General features: G+C 65.3%; 17 protein-coding genes and 1 pseudogene. 7 read left to right on the top strand and 11 right to left on the bottom strand.

The features are described from left to right. The first annotated feature begins 1 nt into the window (after window position 1). The 3 genes from AC1DYU_RS23500 (at window position 2) to AC1DYU_RS23510 (ending at window position 2965) form a co-directional block, all read left to right on the top strand. Window positions 2-850 carry an N-acyl homoserine lactonase family protein gene (locus AC1DYU_RS23500; protein ID WP_158486787.1) on the top strand — a complete coding sequence of 283 codons (849 nt, stop codon included), beginning with the start codon at window positions 2-4 and terminating at the stop codon, window positions 848-850. A gap of 13 nt (window positions 851-863) precedes the next feature. Then, window positions 864-2486 (top strand): isochorismatase family protein, encoded by a 1623-nt coding sequence (locus tag AC1DYU_RS23505; RefSeq protein ID WP_476793751.1) that lies wholly within the window; start codon window positions 864-866, stop codon window positions 2484-2486. 200 nt (window positions 2487-2686) lie between these two features. Next, the gene (locus AC1DYU_RS23510; protein ID WP_476793752.1) at window positions 2687-2965 is read left to right on the top strand and encodes an ATP-binding cassette domain-containing protein; all 279 of its coding nucleotides are present in this window, start codon (window positions 2687-2689) and stop codon (window positions 2963-2965) included. 113 nt (window positions 2966-3078) lie between these two features. Here the strand turns inward: AC1DYU_RS23510 and AC1DYU_RS23515 are convergent, their stop codons facing one another. The 6 genes from AC1DYU_RS23515 to AC1DYU_RS23540 form a co-directional block, all read right to left on the bottom strand. After that, on the bottom strand, window positions 3079-3981 hold the full coding sequence (locus tag AC1DYU_RS23515; protein ID WP_476793753.1) for a LysR family transcriptional regulator: 903 nt from the start codon (window positions 3979-3981) through the stop codon (window positions 3079-3081). 70 nt (window positions 3982-4051) lie between these two features. Further along, entirely contained in the window at window positions 4052-4465 is a 414-nt protein-coding gene (locus AC1DYU_RS23520) for a cyclophilin-like fold protein (protein ID WP_476793754.1), read from the bottom strand. A 225-nt stretch (window positions 4466-4690) separates the two neighbouring features. Further along, entirely contained in the window at window positions 4691-5983 is a 1293-nt protein-coding gene (locus AC1DYU_RS23525) for a TRAP transporter large permease (RefSeq protein WP_476793755.1), read from the bottom strand. A 2-nt stretch (window positions 5984-5985) separates the two neighbouring features. Next, on the bottom strand, window positions 5986-6486 hold the full coding sequence (locus tag AC1DYU_RS23530; protein WP_476793756.1) for a TRAP transporter small permease: 501 nt from the start codon (window positions 6484-6486) through the stop codon (window positions 5986-5988). A 113-nt stretch (window positions 6487-6599) separates the two neighbouring features. Then, window positions 6600-7595, bottom strand: a complete 996-nt coding sequence (locus tag AC1DYU_RS23535) for a TRAP transporter substrate-binding protein (RefSeq protein ID WP_476793757.1) — start codon at window positions 7593-7595, stop codon at window positions 6600-6602. 86 nt (window positions 7596-7681) lie between these two features. Beyond that, window positions 7682-9040, bottom strand: a complete 1359-nt coding sequence (locus AC1DYU_RS23540) for an NAD(P)H-dependent oxidoreductase (RefSeq protein WP_476793758.1) — start codon at window positions 9038-9040, stop codon at window positions 7682-7684. A 291-nt stretch (window positions 9041-9331) separates the two neighbouring features. Between AC1DYU_RS23540 and AC1DYU_RS23545 the strand changes: the two genes are divergently transcribed. After that, on the top strand, window positions 9332-10246 hold the full coding sequence (locus AC1DYU_RS23545; protein ID WP_476793759.1) for a LysR substrate-binding domain-containing protein: 915 nt from the start codon (window positions 9332-9334) through the stop codon (window positions 10244-10246). Between the two features lie 11 nt (window positions 10247-10257). Here the strand turns inward: AC1DYU_RS23545 and AC1DYU_RS23550 are convergent, their stop codons facing one another. From AC1DYU_RS23550 to AC1DYU_RS23560, 3 genes are all read right to left on the bottom strand, one after another. Beyond that, window positions 10258-10842: a hypothetical protein gene (locus AC1DYU_RS23550; protein ID WP_476793760.1), complete on the bottom strand. Its 585-nt coding sequence runs from the start codon at window positions 10840-10842 to the stop codon at window positions 10258-10260. A 149-nt stretch (window positions 10843-10991) separates the two neighbouring features. Beyond that, window positions 10992-13229, bottom strand: coding sequence for a xanthine dehydrogenase family protein molybdopterin-binding subunit (locus AC1DYU_RS23555; protein WP_476793761.1), 2238 nt, complete (start codon window positions 13227-13229; stop codon window positions 10992-10994). Between the two features lie 11 nt (window positions 13230-13240). Beyond that, window positions 13241-13711 (bottom strand): (2Fe-2S)-binding protein, encoded by a 471-nt coding sequence (locus AC1DYU_RS23560; RefSeq protein WP_158486798.1) that lies wholly within the window; start codon window positions 13709-13711, stop codon window positions 13241-13243. Between the two features lie 297 nt (window positions 13712-14008). On the opposite strand from AC1DYU_RS23560, the gene AC1DYU_RS23565 reads away from it, so the two are divergent. Both AC1DYU_RS23565 and AC1DYU_RS23570 read left to right on the top strand, forming a co-directional pair. Beyond that, window positions 14009-14902: a LysR family transcriptional regulator gene (locus tag AC1DYU_RS23565; RefSeq protein ID WP_476793762.1), complete on the top strand. Its 894-nt coding sequence runs from the start codon at window positions 14009-14011 to the stop codon at window positions 14900-14902. A 317-nt stretch (window positions 14903-15219) separates the two neighbouring features. After that, on the top strand, window positions 15220-15825 hold the full coding sequence (locus AC1DYU_RS23570; protein ID WP_476793763.1) for a cysteine hydrolase family protein: 606 nt from the start codon (window positions 15220-15222) through the stop codon (window positions 15823-15825). A gap of 60 nt (window positions 15826-15885) precedes the next feature. On the opposite strand, the gene AC1DYU_RS23575 is transcribed toward AC1DYU_RS23570, so the two are convergent. Together AC1DYU_RS23575 and AC1DYU_RS23580 are read right to left on the bottom strand one after the other, a co-directional pair. Then, a complete protein-coding gene (locus tag AC1DYU_RS23575) occupies window positions 15886-16218 on the bottom strand; it encodes a DUF6894 family protein (protein ID WP_158486801.1) in 333 nt (110 codons plus the stop codon). 251 nt (window positions 16219-16469) lie between these two features. Then, a complete protein-coding gene (locus tag AC1DYU_RS23580) occupies window positions 16470-16841 on the bottom strand; it encodes a hypothetical protein (RefSeq protein WP_476793804.1) in 372 nt (123 codons plus the stop codon). Between AC1DYU_RS23580 and AC1DYU_RS23585 the strand changes: the two are divergent. Further along, a pseudogene (locus AC1DYU_RS23585) lies at window positions 16819-16971 on the top strand (SDR family oxidoreductase); the annotation flags it as partial. The gene AC1DYU_RS23580 and the pseudogene AC1DYU_RS23585 overlap by 23 nt on opposite strands. Window positions 16972-17230 lie beyond the last annotated feature (259 nt).

The raw sequence follows: 17230 nt of genomic DNA on the forward strand, positions 1-17230 counted from the left end.
AATGGCGCTAGAAATCAAGATTCTCGACTACGGCGACATCGAGCTGGAATCGAGCTTCCTCGTGCTTGGGCGCGACTGCGGCCGGACGCGCCGGGTGCCGACCTATGGCTTCCTGATCCTGGGCGGTCCCTGGCCGGTCGTCGTCGACACCGGCTATCGCCACAACCAGATCATGGAAAGCCTGGGCATGCGGGGCCTGCAGTTCCACGAGAACATGATCGAGAACCAGCTCGCCAAGCACGGGGTGCGGATGGGCGATGTGCGTTACGTCATGCACACCCACCTCCACATCGACCACGCCGGGAAGGACGAGCTCTTCCCGATGAACACGACGGTGCTCGTCAACCGGCGCGAGCTCGAATATTCGGTCTCGGGGCTGATGCATCCGCAATATCCGGCGCCCGATATCAAGCACCTGATCGACCGGCTGCACACGCGAGACGCGCTGCGATTCGAAGATCTCGAACTGTCGGGCATGATCGAACTCTTCCCGGGCTGCTATCTGGAGGCAGCGGGAGCCCACACCGAGGGATCGATGAATGTCCATGTCGACACGGCCGAGGGCAGGGCGATCCTGTGCGGCGACGTGATCTACGACTTCAACGACCAGATCGTCACGCCGTTCCACGAGATCAGCGCCAACGAGCCGCGGACCACCGGCAACCACGGCGTCTCCAAGCGACAAGAGAAGGCCGCGATCAAGAAGCTGCTCTCGGCCGGCGCCTTCCTGCTGCCGGTGCACGACAAGCCGGCCAAGATCGCCCATGGCCAGGTCGTCGGCCGGATGGACATGTCGGTGCCTGGCCCGGTGGTGCAGTCATTGCCCGCGCGCAACTGGTTCGCGGCCTGAGGAGCCGCGCATCATGACCACGCACATCGCCGTCCGGCCGCAATTCGCCGAATGCATCGACCTCTGGGCACCGGTGCGACAGCTCGGCACCGGGTTCCAGTTCACCGAAGGCCCGATCTGGCATCCGCGCGAGCAGCATCTGCTGTTCTCCGACATGCCGGGCGATGTCCGCCGGCGCTGGAACAAGAGCGGGGTCAGCGAGGTCATGCGTCCCGCCAACAAATGCAACGGCATGACCTATGACGGCGAGCTCAACCTGATCGTCTGCGAACACGCGACCTCGTCCGTGGTCCGCGAGCAGCCCGACGGGGGGCGCGAGGTGCTGGCCTCGCATTTCGAGGGCATGGAGCTGAACAGCCCCAACGATGTCGTGGTGAAGTCGGACGGCGCGATCTACTTCTCGGACCCCTGGTATGGGCGCATGCCGATCTTCGGCGTCGAGCGGCCGCGCCAGCTCGGATTCCAGGGCGTCTACCGCATCCCGCCGGGTGGTGGGCGGCCCGAGCTTCTGGTCGACCGCTACCTCTTCGACCAGCCGAACGGACTTTGCTTTTGCCCGACAGAGGACCGGCTGTTCGTCAACGACACGGTCCAGCACAACATACGCGTCTTCCCGATGCTCCCGGACGGGCGGCTCGGTCCGGGCCGCGTCTTCGCTTCGGGTATCGTTGGCCCTGAGCCCGGCGTGCCCGACGGCATGAAGTGCGATGCGCAGGGCAATGTCTGGGTTTGCGGGCCGGGGGGTGTTTGGGTCTATACGATCAAGGGCGAGCTGATCGGCAAGCTGCGGGTCCCCGAACTCGTCGGCAATCTGACCTGGGGCGGACCGGACTGGCGCACCCTGTTCCTGACCGCGACCCATTCGCTCTATGCGGTCGAGACCAAGATCGGACCGCGGCGCGAACCTTATATGAAGGCGTCCGCGACGACCGCCCGCGGCGCCGAAAGTGCGGGCAGCGGCCGGCCGGTTTCGCGCGTCGATGCGGCGGGCTCTGTCTCCGCCAGCGGCGTGAAGAAGGCCGCCGCGGGTTTCGGGCTCGATGCGTCGCGGTGCGCGCTCATCGTCCAGGACATGCAGAACGACGTCGTGATGGAAGGAGGCGCCTTCGCCGCCTCGGGCTCGCCGGAGCATTGCAAGACGCAGAACGCCATCGGCAATGCTGCCCGGTTGGCGGAGGCCGCCCGCAGAAGCGGCATTCCGGTCATCCATGTCTGGTTCGTGGTCGAGCCCGGCGCGCCTGGCGTCACGATGAACGCGCCCTTGTTCGAGGGGCTGGCCGATGCCAAGGCGCTGGTGCGGGGCAGCTGGGGCGCGGCGCCTGCGCCGGGGCTGGAGCCGCAGGCGGGCGACCATGTCGTCGAGAAGTGCCGCATGAGCGCGTGGGAGGGCACGCGATTGGAGACGGTGCTGAAGGCGCTCGGCCGCGATGTCGTGATCGTGACCGGCGCATGGACCAACATGTCGATCGAGCACACGGCCCGCACCGGCGCCGACAAGGGCTATTTCATGGTCGTGCCGGAGGATGCCTGCTCGACGATGAACGCCGAATGGCACATTGCCTCGGTCAATTACGCCCTGCAGAACGTGGCCGTGGTGTCGGACGTCAACGCGGTGATAGAAGCGATAAAGGGCTGAAGACGACGGTCGGCAACATCCTCCTCGGCCTCGTCGCACCCGATCGGGGAGAGGTGGAACGTACCGCCGGCATGGCGCCAACCCGCTTCCAGAAGCTCTACCAGGATCCACCGGCCGCATTCGCACCGCACCAGACGCTGCGGCCAGAGCCTTGGTGACCTGCTGAAGCTGTATGGGCTCGCCTGGGAGCCGAGGCGAGCATGGAGCGTTTCGGCCTTGGGCGGGAGCTGCTCGATCGTCGCCCGAGCGAGGTGTCCGGTAGCGAATTGCAGCGCTTCGCGATCCTGCGCGCGCTGCTGCTCGACCCGGTGTTCCTCTTCGCTGACGAAGCGACCTCGCGTCTGGATCCGGTCAGTCAGAAGGATGTTTTCGCCATCCTGATCGAGGCCGTCCGCGAGCGCAGCCTCGGACTTGTCATGGTGACGCATGAAACCGCGCTTGCAGAGACGGTCGCGCACCGCATCTTGAAGCTCGGCTAGCGGTGCATGCCTGAGTTCGCGCCGGTGCAGGACGGTTGAGGGCCATGACGAGAAACGGTCGCGATCGCCAATCATGACATCGCGCATACCGATGTGATGTTCAGTGGTCCGCGTCAGGCGCTTGATGTTCGATGTCTCAGCGCATCCAGCAGCGCGACGAAGGCGGGAGAGGATTGCCGGCGGCTGGGATAATAGAGGTGGTACCCATCCCATGGCGGCGAAAACTCTTGGAGGACACGGATCAGGCGGCCGTCGGCGACATAGGGAAGGATGATTTCCTCGGGGATGTAGGCCAGGCCGAAGCCGTCGAGCGTCGCCTCGAGAGACTCGAAGGTGTTGTTGAAGGCGAGTTGGCCGTCGACACGGATCCTGATCTCGCGCCCGTCCTCCTCGAACTCCCAGGCGTAGAGACCGCCCGAGCTGGGCAGGCGGAAGTTGATGCAGCTGTGGCCGACGAGATCCTTGGGGTGCATGGGCTTCGCGCGACCGGCGAAATAGGCCGGCGACCCGACGACCGCGAGGCAGAAATCCGGCCCGATCCGTGCCGAGATCATGTCCTTGGCGAGGTGCTCGCCCATCCGGACGCCCGCGTCGTAGCGTTCGTTGACGATGTCGGTGAGGCCGTTGTCGAGGATCAGTTCGACCTTGATGTCGGGGTATCGCGGCAGGAACGTCCTGACCTTTGGCCAGAGCACGAATTTGATCGCATAGTCGGCCGCGACGATCCGGATCGTGCCGGCTGGCTTGTCCCGCAACTCGCCGAGGGACTCGACCTGCGCTTCGATCTCGTCGAAATGCGGACCGATCCCGTCCAGCAGCCGTTCGCCGGCATCGGTCAGGGACACGGCCCGCGTCGTGCGCGTCAGGAGGCGAACGCCGAGGCGCGCTTCCAACTGCCGGACCGTGTAGCTCATGGCCGACTGCGACAGGCCGAATTTGGCCGCGGCCTTGGTGAAGCTGCGCTCGCGCGCGACCGCGACGAATGCGACCAGCTCATTCACATTGTCACGCGGCACTCATGAAACCCTCTCATGGTCGGGGCCAGATTGACGCGCCTGGCAGCGATTGGCAACGCGCGCCCTCAAGCTACCTGGCACGCTCGACCCGGATCGAAACCTTGCCCGGGCGGTCGAAGATCGACGCGCCGTCCTTCACCTCGCCCAGGATGACGATGCCAGGCTGCGGAACCTGTCCGTCGCGATAATAGACGACGAAGTGGTCGGGCCCCCACAGACCGATCGTCCCGTTCTTGAACTCCCGCTGTCGCGGGGCGATGGGGAGAGGTGACGGCAGGCTGCCGGTCTTCTCCTGCCGCAGATGATCGCTCATGGCGATGGTCAGGGGCAGCATCGGCACAAGTGCCTTCGTCGCGGCGTTGTCGGCGAGTTCCGCAGTGATCGAGCCCCACTCCGACGAGATCGTGATGCGTTCCTGGGCCATGGCGGTTCCGATCATCCCCACTGTGACGACGCCTGCGATCTGGATGGCTCTGCGCAGCATGTTCGATGGCTCCGCAATGACGATCGACAGCCCGACCCGCCGGGACTGTCGATGCGACCGTGTCCCGATCGCGTCCTTGGCCCAGACTCAGACCGCCCCCAAACTAAGCGACCAAGCGGCGATGAATTAGTCGGGTCAATTTGCTCGTCATCAAAAAATAAGCTGATCAATTGCGCGGCCGTCCACCGGCTGATGGCGGCTTCATGATTTACGGCGCGACGTTTCCTACTGGCCGTAGCCGACCAGCAACCTCGGCAGCCAGAGGACCGTCGCGGGGAACAGCGAAATGATCACCAGCACGACGAAGCCGGCGCCGAGGAAGGGGCCCAGTTCCCGGCTCTCCTCCTCGAGTGTCACGCCGGCGAAGTTGGCGCAGATGTAGAGCAGGATGCCGACCGGCGGTGTGATCAGCCCCAGACAAAGGTTGAACACCATGACCAGCCCGAAATGGACAAGGTCGATGCCGACGGCCTGTACGACGGGGACCAGCACCGGGATCAGGATGAACATCGCCGGCAGCGGCTCCATGAAGATGCCGATGACCAGCAGAAAGACGTTGATCATCATCAGGATGATCGTCGGATCCGAGGAGACCGAGGCGATCCAACTCGCGATGGCGCGCGGCGTGCCCGAGACCGCCAGAAGCCAGCCGAAGCCCGACGACAGGGCGATGATGAACATCACCAGCGCGGTGTCGAGCGCGGTCTGGATCAGGATCGGCCAGATCGTCTTCAGGCTGAGTTCCTTGTAGACGAAGAAGCCGATGAAGGCGGCGTAGACCACGGCGATGGTCGCGCTTTCGGTGACCGTGACGACGCCGCCGGTGACGCCGATCAGAATGATGACCGGCATCATCAGGGCCCAGCTCGCCGGCAGGATCAGCCGGGGAATCTGGCGGATCGGCACGGCTTCCGAGACCGGGTAATTGCGCCTCACCGAAATCCAGTAGGCCGCGATCATCAGCGAGAGCGCCAGCAGCACGCCCGGAACGATGCCGCCGAGGAACAGCGCGATGATCGAGACGCCCTTGCCAGCCGACAGCCCATAGATGACGAGCGGGATCGAGGGCGGGATGATCGGCCCGTTGACGCAGGCGGACGCCATCAGGGCAGCGGCGAAGCCGCCGCCATAGCCCTGCTTCTTCATCGCCGGGATCAGGACCTTTCCGAGCGCCGAGGCGTCGGCCGCGGCCGAGCCTGACAGGCCGGAGAAGATCATCGCCGCCGTCACCGAGGTCAGCGCCAGGCCGCCGCGGAACCGGCCGACCATCGCGTTGGCGAGCTTGATGATCTGGTGGGTGATACCGCCGCCATTCATCAGGTTCCCGGCCAGGATGAAGAACGGGATCGCCAGCAGCGCATAGGAATCGGCGCCGACCAATGTGCGCTGCGCCAGGATCGACATCGGCAGCGAGCCATGGGCCATGATCGCGGCGATTGTGGCGAGCCCCATCGCAAACGCGATCGGGACCGAGAGCGCCAGCAGCAGGAAGAAGCTGCCGATCAGAATCGTGCTCATCGTCAGAATTCCCCCGCGAAGCCTTCCGGCTGCCTTTTCGAGGGATCGACGATCTTCTCGACGAAATAGAGCATCATCATCGCGCAGGCGACAGGCGCGGAGACGTAGAACCAGGCCGGAGTGATATCGAGCGCGCCATAGGTATTCGGCAGGACGTCGATCGAGAGCTTCACGCTGTAGACGAACAGCACGATGATGAAGGTCAGGTTCGCGATCTCGATCGCCCAGAATATCACCTGCTGGGCGCGCCCCTTGAGCATGCCGATGAACATGTCGACGCCGATATGCAGCTTCTGGCGATAGAGCACGGCGGCGCCGACGAAGGTGATCCAGATGAACAGGATGTTGGAGACCTGCTCGATCCAGGCGATGGGCGCATCGACGACATAGCGCCACCACACCGCCGCCAGCGTGATCAGCACGATCGCCGCGACGCAGAGGCCGAGCGCGAATTTGGCGATCTCGGTGACGATGTCGGATAGCCTGCCGATGAGCGCCTTCATGCGAAGCTCCGCTGTCTTTTCGGGAAATTTCTTGCCGGGGATTGTCCGACGCGCTCACGCACCACTCCGGCCCGAGACCGAAGCAGTGCGCAGGCGCGGCAGGGACGAGCGCGTCAGGCGATCTGGCCGATGCGTTCGGCCCATTTCTTCCCCGCGGGGAATTCGGTCGTCAGGCTTTTCACCGTGGCCGTGAAGGCAGCCTTGTCGACCTCGGAAATCACGATCTTCTTGGCCTTGATCAGCTCGAGAATGCGGACATCATCGGCGATCACTTTCGGCCGCATCTCGGCCTCCATGTCGCGCGCTGCCTGATCCACCGCCTGACGGAGTTCCGGCGTCAGCTTCTGATAGGCTTGGTCGCCCATCAGGATGCAGTTGTCCTGCATCATGTGCTCGGTCAGCGAGAGATGGGTGTTGGCGTCGAAGATGCCGGAGTTGAAGGTCAGGCCCATCGGGTTTTCCTGGCCGTCGATGACGCTCGACTTCAGCGCCTGGAACACCTCCGGGAAGGGCAGGGGCGTCGGCGAGGCCCCGAACAGTTCGAAGGTGCGCCGCCACAGGGCGGTCTCAGGCACGCGGATCTTCAGCCCCTTCATGTCGGCCGGGACTTTCACCACCCGGTTGCAGGACAGCATGCGCGGCATGCGCGGAATCGCGCCGAGCGGCCGGAGTTTCGCGGCCTTGGCGATGTCGTCCTGGTATTCGGCGCGCATCGTGTCCCAGACGCGGTCCTTATGGGCGACGTCCTTGAACAGATAGGGGTGGGTCCAGACCTCGGCCGGGCGATACCAGCCGGCGACCACGCCCTGGCCCGGCGTTGCGATCTGCACCGCGCCCTGCAGAAGGGCCTCGACATGCTCGCGTTCGCCGCCGAGCGCGCCGCCATGATGGCTGGCAACGTCGATCTGGCCCTTGCTGAGCTCAGCCAGGCGCTTGCCGAAGAAGTCGAGGCTGATGCCGATGAAGTCCTGCTGGGAGGCAGCATTGGCCCCGATCCAGCTGATCTTCTGCGCCCTGAGCACGCCTGGCATGGCGACAAGCGCCGCTCCAGCCGCAAATCCGCCAAGCGCTGCGCGGCGGGTGGGAAAGCTTCGTCCCTTGTTCGTCATGATTGTCTCCTCCTCGGTTATGAAACGGCCCGTTTTCGGGCTCGGGATGCGATGACGGCGCGCTCGCGCGTGCCGTCATGTCTTGCTCACGCCGCCTGTGTGTTGGGGCGGGCGAAGGCTGCCTCCATTTCGCGCCGGACCTTCACGGCGATGTTGGCCGGGTCGTAGGCGACATCGCTCCATTTCAGGCGCTGGCCCTCGGCGACGTCGATCTTCAGCTTGACGTTGTGGGCGAGGCCGAGCGGCAGATAGCCCTGGTCGAGTGAGGCCGACGCCGGGGTCTGCTTGCCCCAGACGCAGAAGCCGCCTTCGCCGTCGAGCATCTCGCCGGCTTTCAATGCGCGCTTGGCCGTGGCGACGACGTCGGAGTTGAACGTGACGGGCGCGCCGGTCGGCTCCTTGCGCAAAGCGGCGGAGGCGACGGAGATGCCGAGTTCGAGCCCGATCATATGGATCGGCCGGTAGAGACAGGCATATTTGCCGGACACATCCGGCAGCATCGAATACTCGCGGAAGCACTCTTCGCTGTAGGCGCTGTCGCTCTCGAAGACGACATAGGTGCCCATCACCAGCGAATGCGGCACGTCGGTTCCATCGCGATAGACCGAGGACGTCACCTCGGTGACGCCAGCCCGTTCGAGCACGCCGCCATCGGCCTTCGGCTTGCAGATCTCGGCATGCTCGAAGCGCGTCGCGGGCGGGAAGGACAGGCCTTCGGCCTGCGCGTGCAGACCCGTCGCATTGCAGACCGCGGTCATCTCGATGCCCGACTTCGTGCCGTCGACGAAGGAGTTGAACATCTTGGGATTGATCGAATTGCGATCCTTGATCTTCATGTACTTGTCGAGGATGTCCCAGACCGTGTCGGGCGTCGACTGGTGGTAGGTCGGGTGGTAGCGCGTGCCCTTGCCGGCGCAGACCACCTTGAAGCCAGCCGCGCGGGCCCAGTCGACATGGTCGGCGATCAGGGCCGGCTGGTCGCCCCAGGCCAGCGAATAGACCACGCCGGCAGCCTTGGCCTTGCGCGCCAGGATCGGGCCGGCGACCGCATCGGCCTCGACATTGACCATGATGATGTGCTTGCCGTGCTCGATCGCCTTCAACGCGAAGGCGATGCCGGCGCCGGGATCGCCCGTCGCCTCGATCACCACCTCGACTCCGGGATGGGTGATCAGGCTGTCGGCATTATCGGTGATGATCGTCGCGCCGTTCTTGAGGGCGTCGTCAATCGTCGCAGCCGCGTATTGCTCGTCGGGCCAGCAGGCGAGCTTGAGCTGGGACCGGGCCCTGTTGGTGTTGAGGTCGGCGACCCCCACGATATGCATGCCGTCGGTGTTGCGGGCCTGCGAGAGGAACATCGTTCCGAACTTTCCGGCGCCGATGATGGCGACCGTGACGGGCTTTCCGGCCGCCTTCCGTTCAAGCAGCATGCGATGCAGGTTCATGTCGTCTTAAGCCTTCCGCCTTGGGCCGATCGGGATCGGGCCAGCCTCATCGAGCGAGGAACCGATAAGCGGGAAAAGCGAGCGCGGCGCCGCGTCGGCAGCCGGCCACGAGGTCAAAGGCTGGATCGAACGCCCTGCCGCCTCCGCCTCCCGCGATTGCGGGCGACGCCTCCTCCCGATCATCAGCAGCTTCTTTTGATGAGCTGCATTCCTCATTTGTCAGTGCTAGCATGGCAAAACGCCGTCCCGAAAACGAATAAGGATGCCTCTATCGATGAGCGGAATTCGTCGATGATCGGCGGACTGCCGCCCCTGCAATGGCTCTCGACCTTCCGCGCCGTGATGGAGGCCGGCAGCTTTGCCGGCGCGGCCAGGCTGTTGAGCCTGACCCCTTCGGCGATCAGCCACCAGATGCGCGCGCTGGAAGGCATGCTCGGCCGCCAGCTCTTCCTGCGCGTCAAGCGCAGCGTCGTTCCGACCGAGGAAGCGCTGACCTACAGCGCCTCGATCGGCGAGAGCTTTGCCCGGCTCGTGACCGCCACCAGCCGCGTCGCGTCGGGCGCCGGCGTGCGCCGTCTGCCGATCCACGCCTCGCCCAGCTTCGCGACATTGTGGCTGGTGCCTCGGCTCGGACAGTTCCTGCGCGAGCACCCGGAGATCGACATCGCCCTCTACGTCAGTCATGAGCCGGCGCGGCTCGGTCAGGACGGTATCCTCGTCGACATCCAGTATGCGCGGCCGGTGCCGGAATCCTGCGAGGCGGTGCCGCTGGCCGAGGAACTGATCGTGCCGCTGGCGTGCACAAGCTTCATCGCCGAGCACCGACTGACGACGCCCGCCGACATCGCCCGCGTGCCGCTGATCCATTCGCTGCGCTGTGTGGTGCCGTGGGACCAGTGGTCGGCGCGGCATGCGCCGCTGGTGCCGCTCAATCCGCGCGGCCTGCACTTCGACCGCGCCCATCTCGCACTCACGGTCGCCGCGGACGGTCTAGGCCTCGCGCTCGAATCGACCTTGCAGGCGCACGACCATCTGCGTCGCGGCACGCTGGTGATGCCGTTCGGGCCGCTGGGGATTTCGGCGATCGCCCATCGCCTGCTCTATCGTCGGGAGGATCGCGCCAATCCCGACATCATCGCCTTCGTCGCCTGGATCACGGGCTTGCTGGCGCATGAACGCCTGTGGGTCAGCGCCAACGTCCTGTGACGGCGCGGGGTCTAGCGGGGGCACCCGCCGCCGGCTGCCAGCCAGCGCCTGATGCCGTCCAGGAAGGCTGCATGGGACAAAGGTGGAGTCGAGCGCGCCTTGCCCGCGAGGTCGCGGCTGCCCTGCCAGGCCCACAATACCAGCTTGTCATGGGTCAGATGCTGGATGAGTTGGTGCGGCGTCATACCGCTCCTGGCGGGGTCGCGTAGCGCACGACAGATCTCACCTGCGCTCAGGCCCTCCCAACCCATCTTCAATGGAGCGAGATGCCAGCCTTCCGCTCCAGGAACGCCGGACGGCGAATTGCTGCCACGATGGCATGTGGTGCAAGGCAATCCGGGTGACCCGCGCCCGCCGTCACCGGCCGCGATGCTCATCATATGCCTTCGCCCATTCTCCCCTTGTCGCGGAAACGGGGACAGGACGTGACAGTTCATGCATCGACGGTGTTGAAAAACCGGCGCTATCTCCATGAAAATATGAGTTTCTGGCGGCGTGTTGGTCTGCGCGCGAGGCTGCGGCCAACCGATTCCGAAGCTGGCTGCGATGGTCGCCGCAGCTGTGGTCAGCATCAGGATCGAGACGTGGATCGTCATCCGCTCCGTGCTCCGCAATCGTCACAGCATGGCGCGCCCACACGTCGGACTGCAAGGGCGCCGGCAGGGGCGACTGGGACTTTCTCATTCCCGAAATGCGACGGCCGGGAGCGCTGCAAAGCGCCCCCAGCCTGCGGTGTCGTTGCGTCTCAGGCGAGATTGAATGGCAGCTGACGTAGCGGCTTGCCGGTTAGCTGCGCGATCGCGTTGGCAAAGGCCGGCGCCAGAGGCGGCAGCCCGGGCTCGCCGATGCCGGTCGGCGGATCGGCGCTGGGCACGATGTGGACGGCGAACTCCGGCATGTCGGTGATCCGGGCCACCGTGAAGTCTCCGAAATTGCTCTGCTCGACGATGCCGTCCTTCAGCGTGATCGCCGAACCGGGCAGGCAGGTCGACAAGCCCATGACGGCCGCGCCCTGAACCTGCGCTTCGATGCTGCGCGGGTTCACAGCAAGATTGCAGTGAACGCCGGACGTGACCCTGTGCAGGACCGGCTGGCCGTCCTTGATCGAGGCTTCCACCACATAGGCCACGACGGAGTCGAAGGACTCATGTACCGCAACGCCCCAGGCGCGACCGGCGGAGAGCTTCGCCTTGCCATAGCCGCTCCTGTCGACCGCCAGCTGCAGCGCAGCGCGGTGGCGCGGGTGGCTGTCGCCGAACAGCGCCATGCGGTAGGCGACCGGGTCCTGCTTCGTCGCCCGGGCGATGTCGTCGAGCAGCGTCTCCATCACGAAGGCGGTGTGTGTCGAGCCGACGCTGCGCCACCAGAGCACGGGCACGTTCAGCTTCGGGTGATGCACGGTCAGGCGCATTGGCAGTGGGTAGGGCGTTAGCATGCCCTCGGTCGCCGAGGCGTCGATGCCATCCTTGACCTGGAAAGCGGCGAACACGGTCCCGGTCAGGATGGACTGGGCGACGATGACGTGATCCCAGGCCAGCACCTTGCCCTTGTCGTCGAAGCCGATCTTGGCCCGGTGCAGGTGCATGGGGCGGTAATAGCCGCCCTTCATGTCGTCCTCGCGGCTCCAGACCGTGCGTACCGGCACGTCGAGCCCGGCGGTGCGCGCCGCCTTGGCGATCGCGCAGGCTTCGACAACGACATCGCTGGTGCTGGAGAAGCGCCGGCCGAAACCGCCGCCCGCCATCAGCACGTTGACGACCACCTGTTCGGGGGTGAAGCCGAGAACCTTCGCAGCCGCGGCGGCATCAAGCCCGGCGCTCTGGCTGCCCATCCAGATCTCAGCCCGGTTGTCGCCGAGCCGGACGGTGCAGTTCAGCGGCTCCATCGCGGCATGCGCGAGATAGGGGAAGATGAACTCGGCCTCGATCTGCTGGGGCGCCGTCGCCAGCGGCGCCATGTCGGCGTCCAGCTTGCGGGGGCCGGGCTGGCCGGCGAGCTCGCGGTACTGGGCGAGCTGCTTTTCGCTGTCGACCTTCTCGACCTTGGAGGCGTCCCATTCCAGCTTCAGGGCGTCGCGCCCCTGCGTCGCCTGCCAGTAGCCCTCCGCCACGACGGCCACGCCCTCGCCGCCGCCGTCCAATGGCACCCGCAGGACAGCCTTCACGCCCTTGACGGCGCGCGCGGCACTGTCGTCGACCAAAGCCAGGCTGCTGCCGAACACGGGGGGGCGAGCCACGACGGCCGTGAGCTGGCCAGGCAGGTGGACGTCGATGCCGAAGTCCTGCTTGCCGCTCGTCTTGGCCTGCGCATCCAGGCGCTGCGTCGGACGACCGATGATGCGGAAGTCCTTCGGGTCCTTCAGCGTGACCTTTTCGGGTACGGGCAGCGCCATCGCGGCCTCCGCCAGCTCGCCATAGCCCGCCTTGAGACCCCGGGGTCCCAGCACCGTCCCGGCCCGGGTGCGCAGGGTCGCGACGTCGACCTTCCATTGTGCCGCCGCCGCGTTCAGCAGCATCGCCCGAGCGCGTGCGCCGAGCTCACGGTACTGCGTGTAGCTGTTCTTGATCGTGTGGGAGCCGCCGGTCAGGTGAATGCCGAAGAGCGGATCGGCGTAGGCCATGTCGTTGGTGCCGTGCCGGCTGCGCACCAGGCTCCAGTCGGCATCGAGTTCCTCCGCCAGGATCATCGGCAGGCCGGTGTTGACGCCCTGACCGAACTCGAGCCGGTTGATGGTCACCATGACCTCGCCATTGCGGGCGATCTGCACGAAGGCGGAAGGCTGCTGCGTCGGCTTGAGCATCGTCGCGGCTGCTCCGGCCGTTTGGCCCAGCGCAACGTGCGGGAAGGCGCCGAGGGCCAGCCCGCTCGCGCCGGCGAGCTTGAGGAAGCTGCGGCGCGGCAGCGTGGCGGGCGTGCCCCGGGCGTGAGTCACAAGGCGCTGAAGCGCGCGCGGCAGGTCGGCGGGGTCGATGTTGTGCAACATGACGGCGTCCTTCAGACGAGGCTGCGCGAGGCGTCCGCGATCGCGGCGCGGATGCGGGCATAGGTGCCGCAGCGGCAGATATTGCCTGCCATGGCGGTGTCGATCTCTTCGGGCGTGGGCTGCTTGCCGCGCGGCAGGGCCTTGATGAAGGCCGTCGCGCTCATGATCTGCCCGCTTTGGCAGTAGCCGCATTGGGCGACGTCATGCTTGATCCAGGCCGCCTGCACTGCCGCACCGACGCGATCTGCACCGGCGGTCACCGCCTCGATCGTTGCGATTTTCTTGCCGACGGCTTCGGAGACAGGCGTGCTGCAGGACCGGACCGCCTCGCCATCGAGATGCACCGTGCAGGCACCACACAACGCCGCGCCGCAGCCGAACTTGGTGCCGGTGAGGCCAAGCGTGTCGCGCAGAGCCCAGAGGATGGGCATGGCGGGATCGACGTCTACCGTGTGCTCGCGGCCGTTTACAACAAGCTGCATTGTCTCGATCCTTCATGATTGCTCGCATCGGCGCTGGTGAACCGGGATCATCTCTGATCCCGGCACGGAGCGGCGGAGCGCGATCCCGCACCTGTCTCGATGGCTCCCCTGATTTTTAGAACCTCGGTAATCTGGCGACTAGCCGAGGGTTTTTGATGAGGCTTATGAGCCAGCCTGATAAATTCGCTCTCGCCGGCAGGCCGACACCGGGACGTCGGACGTGATCACCGCATCGTTTGGATCGTCTCGTGTGACGTGATTTGCCAGGGGAGGCCGTTTCATCGATTTTGTGCATCGATGAAACGTGACGAACTCAACGACCTGGCCGCCTTCGTCGCGGTTGCGGATGCCGGAAGCTTCACGCGGGCGGCAGCTCAGCTTCACATGTCGCAATCTGCTCTGAGCCATGCCATTCGGCAGCTGGAGGAGAGGCACGGTATCCGGCTTCTGGCGAGAACCACCCGCAGCGTCTCGCCAACCGAAGCGGGGCGGCGCTTGCTGCAGACGCTGCGGCCCGCGCTCGCGGACATCGCCACGGGAATTTCCAGACTCAGCGAGTTCAGGGACAAGCCGGCGGGAACACTTCGTATCACTGCCGCCAAGCATGCAGCGATCGCCGTCCTATGGCCGAAATTGCGCACCTTCATGGCCGAATACGTCGACGTAAAAGTCGAACTGTCCGTCGATGAGGGGCTCATCGACATCGTCGCTGGAAATTTCGATGCCGGCGTCCGCCTCGGGGAGCAGGTGGATCATGACATGATCGCCGTTCGGATCAGCCCCGATATGCGATTGGCCATCGTGGGCTCGCCGGCATATTTCGCCAGCCATCCTGTGCCGACCACCCCTCACGAGTTGAGCAAGCACGACTGTATCAATTATCGCCAGAGGACGTCGGGGGGCCTGTATGCGTGGGAGTTCGAGAAGGACGGACGGGAACTGACTGTTCGCGTGGAAGGCTCTCTGGTCTTCAACGAATCCGATCTCGTGGTTCAGGCGGCCCTCGACGGCCGGGGCCTTGCGCCCGCCTTCGCCACGCAGGTTGCGGAGCATGTCGCCGCCGGGCGCCTGATCAGCGTTCTCGACGACTGGTGCCAGCCCTATCCCGGATACTTCCTGTACTATCCGACCCGCAGGCAGACGCCGCCGGCCCTGGCTGCGCTCGTGGAGGCATTGCGTTACCGCATCTGAGCGGGTCGTGATGCGCCGACTTCCGCATCTCTCGAGGGTCTGCGGGAGATGCGGGCAAGCGGGCGATGGTCGCCGCGTCCCATCGAGTCGCGCTCGTTCATGGCGGCAGCAATGCCGGCCCGCCCGGTCTGCGCGGCTCGCCGGAAGCAAAACCGGTCAATGCGCCTCATGCTCAGACCGACGCATGAGGTTGAACCTTCATCCTGCTTCGACGTTGGGCGCCATAGCAGGGGCGGCCGATCGAGGACGCGAGGGGTCATGACATTCGCTGAGCAGAGCGAGGGTGATCGGCAGGTCGTGGGTTCCGGCGCAGAGTGATGGGGATCGGGCTTCGCGACGATCTCGGGCCGAACTGCCTGCATGTCTGCGTCGACATGCAGAAGCTGTTCGGCGCCGGTTCGCCCTGGATGATTCCCTGGAGCGGGGCCATTCTGCCGGCGGTTGCTGAAATCGCGGGGCGGCATGCCGCGCGCACCCTTTTCACCCGCTTCATCCCTGCCCGCAGAGCGGCCGACGCGCCTGGGGTATGGGCCCGATATTATGAGCGCTGGCAGCAACTCACCCTCGATCGAGGCGGGGCGGAGCTCATAGATCTGTTGCCGCCGCTGGCCGAACTCGTGCCGCCGGCACGGGTGCTCGACAAGCACGTCTATTCACCCTGGACGGAAGGCAAGCTGGACGCGGCGCTCCAGGGATCGCCGATCGACACGCTGGTCGTGACCGGCGGGGAGACCGATGTCTGCGTCCTGGCAACGGTCATGGGCGGCGTCGACCGGGGCTACCGGATGATCCTCGTCTCGGACGCGCTCTGCAGTTCGACCGACGACCAGCACGATGCCTTGATGAACCTCTACCGGGAGCGCTTCAGCGAGCAACTGGAAGTGACGACAGCAGCTGAAGTCCTCTCAAGCTGGCGTGCCTAGAGCGCGCCACATCCCCTCCAGGCCGGGACGCTATCGCGGCGTCTTCGCTATCCTGGAGCATCATCGTTTCGATGACGGCTTCGACCGCAGGATGGCGGCGACGTCGTCTGCAGCCTTCTCCGCATCGTCCGCAACCTCGTTTGCCGCCGTCCGGCTTTCAGCCGCGGTCTGCCCATTGAATTCGAGAGAGGCCCGGTAGACTTCGTCGCCCGCCTCGTCATCGACCTTCACCGAAGACTTGAAATGCTTTCCGTCGGGCAGTTTCTCACGGGCGACGTCCGCCAGCGACGATTGAGCATCCTGGGTGGCGGTCTTCTGATCGGGGAATTCGATGGGTCCGTCATGATGCAACGGACCGTTTCCATCATCGCTCGTGATGAAGAACTTGGGCATAGGCGGTCTCCAAAGGCACCACCATCAACGCACCGTCAAAACGGCAGTTCCGCTCGCCAGTTGAAAGCAGACGAGACCAAGGCGCCGAGGTGCGCGCCATCATGCTTGCCGGCTTGCCGATCGATGATGAGGCCCCGCGCCAGCGCCGCGAATGGGAGGGGTGGACCGTGCGGTCCGGGCTTCAAGCCCGAGGCTGGCCAGCCATCAACGCGAAGAGCCGGATGTCAGGCTGCGACCAGCCAAGGCAGCGGTCATGAACCATGTCGTGTCGATGCCGAATGGCATCCGAACCGGAGGTCACTGGCGGGTCGGCGGCTCGGGCCAGCACATGTCCCGCGCTTCGCCGCCGGCCTGACCGGACAGGACGTAGAGGTAATCCAGGCGCCCTGTGCGTATCGCCCCCCCTGATCGCCAAGCCACTGAAAATAGATTTCGATATTCAAACGGACGATCTGGGCGACCGCGCCGCTTGCTGTCAGCTGCTTTGCCTGAGCAACGGCCTGATTGAGCCAGTTATCGTAGTTCGACGGCAGATCGGCGCCGCCCTTCATCTGGCGCAGGTGCAGGAAATCCTCCGGCTCGTACCACGGTATGCCGGGCGACAGGGTTTCGAATTTCGGCAAGCAGGTGCCGATGAAGCGGCCCGGCCAGCCTGCAGAGCTTGCGACCACCTATGTCATGCTGGCCGATCCGCTCTCCAGCTATGTCTCGGGAGCGACGATCGCCGTCACCGGCGGAAAGCCGATCCTGTAGGAGCGTTTGCGCGCGCTCAGGAGCAGGCGGGCATGGCCCGAGCGCCTCAGGTCCGAGCCGTGGCGGCCCCGCATTAGCCGATCTAAAGCCGGCAAATCATCATGATCCATCAGGCCGCCCTGGCTGAAACCTGTGCGGCCGGCGACGTTCGGTCAGACCTCCTGAGACCCACTCGGCTGGCGTTGGGGCGATGCCAAACGATGTGGGCCAAGGCTGCCTCCAGCCCCGTTGGAGAACCGACGGCGCCCCCAGGAATGCT

The organism is Allobosea sp. P2_B12, from assembly GCF_056404835.1.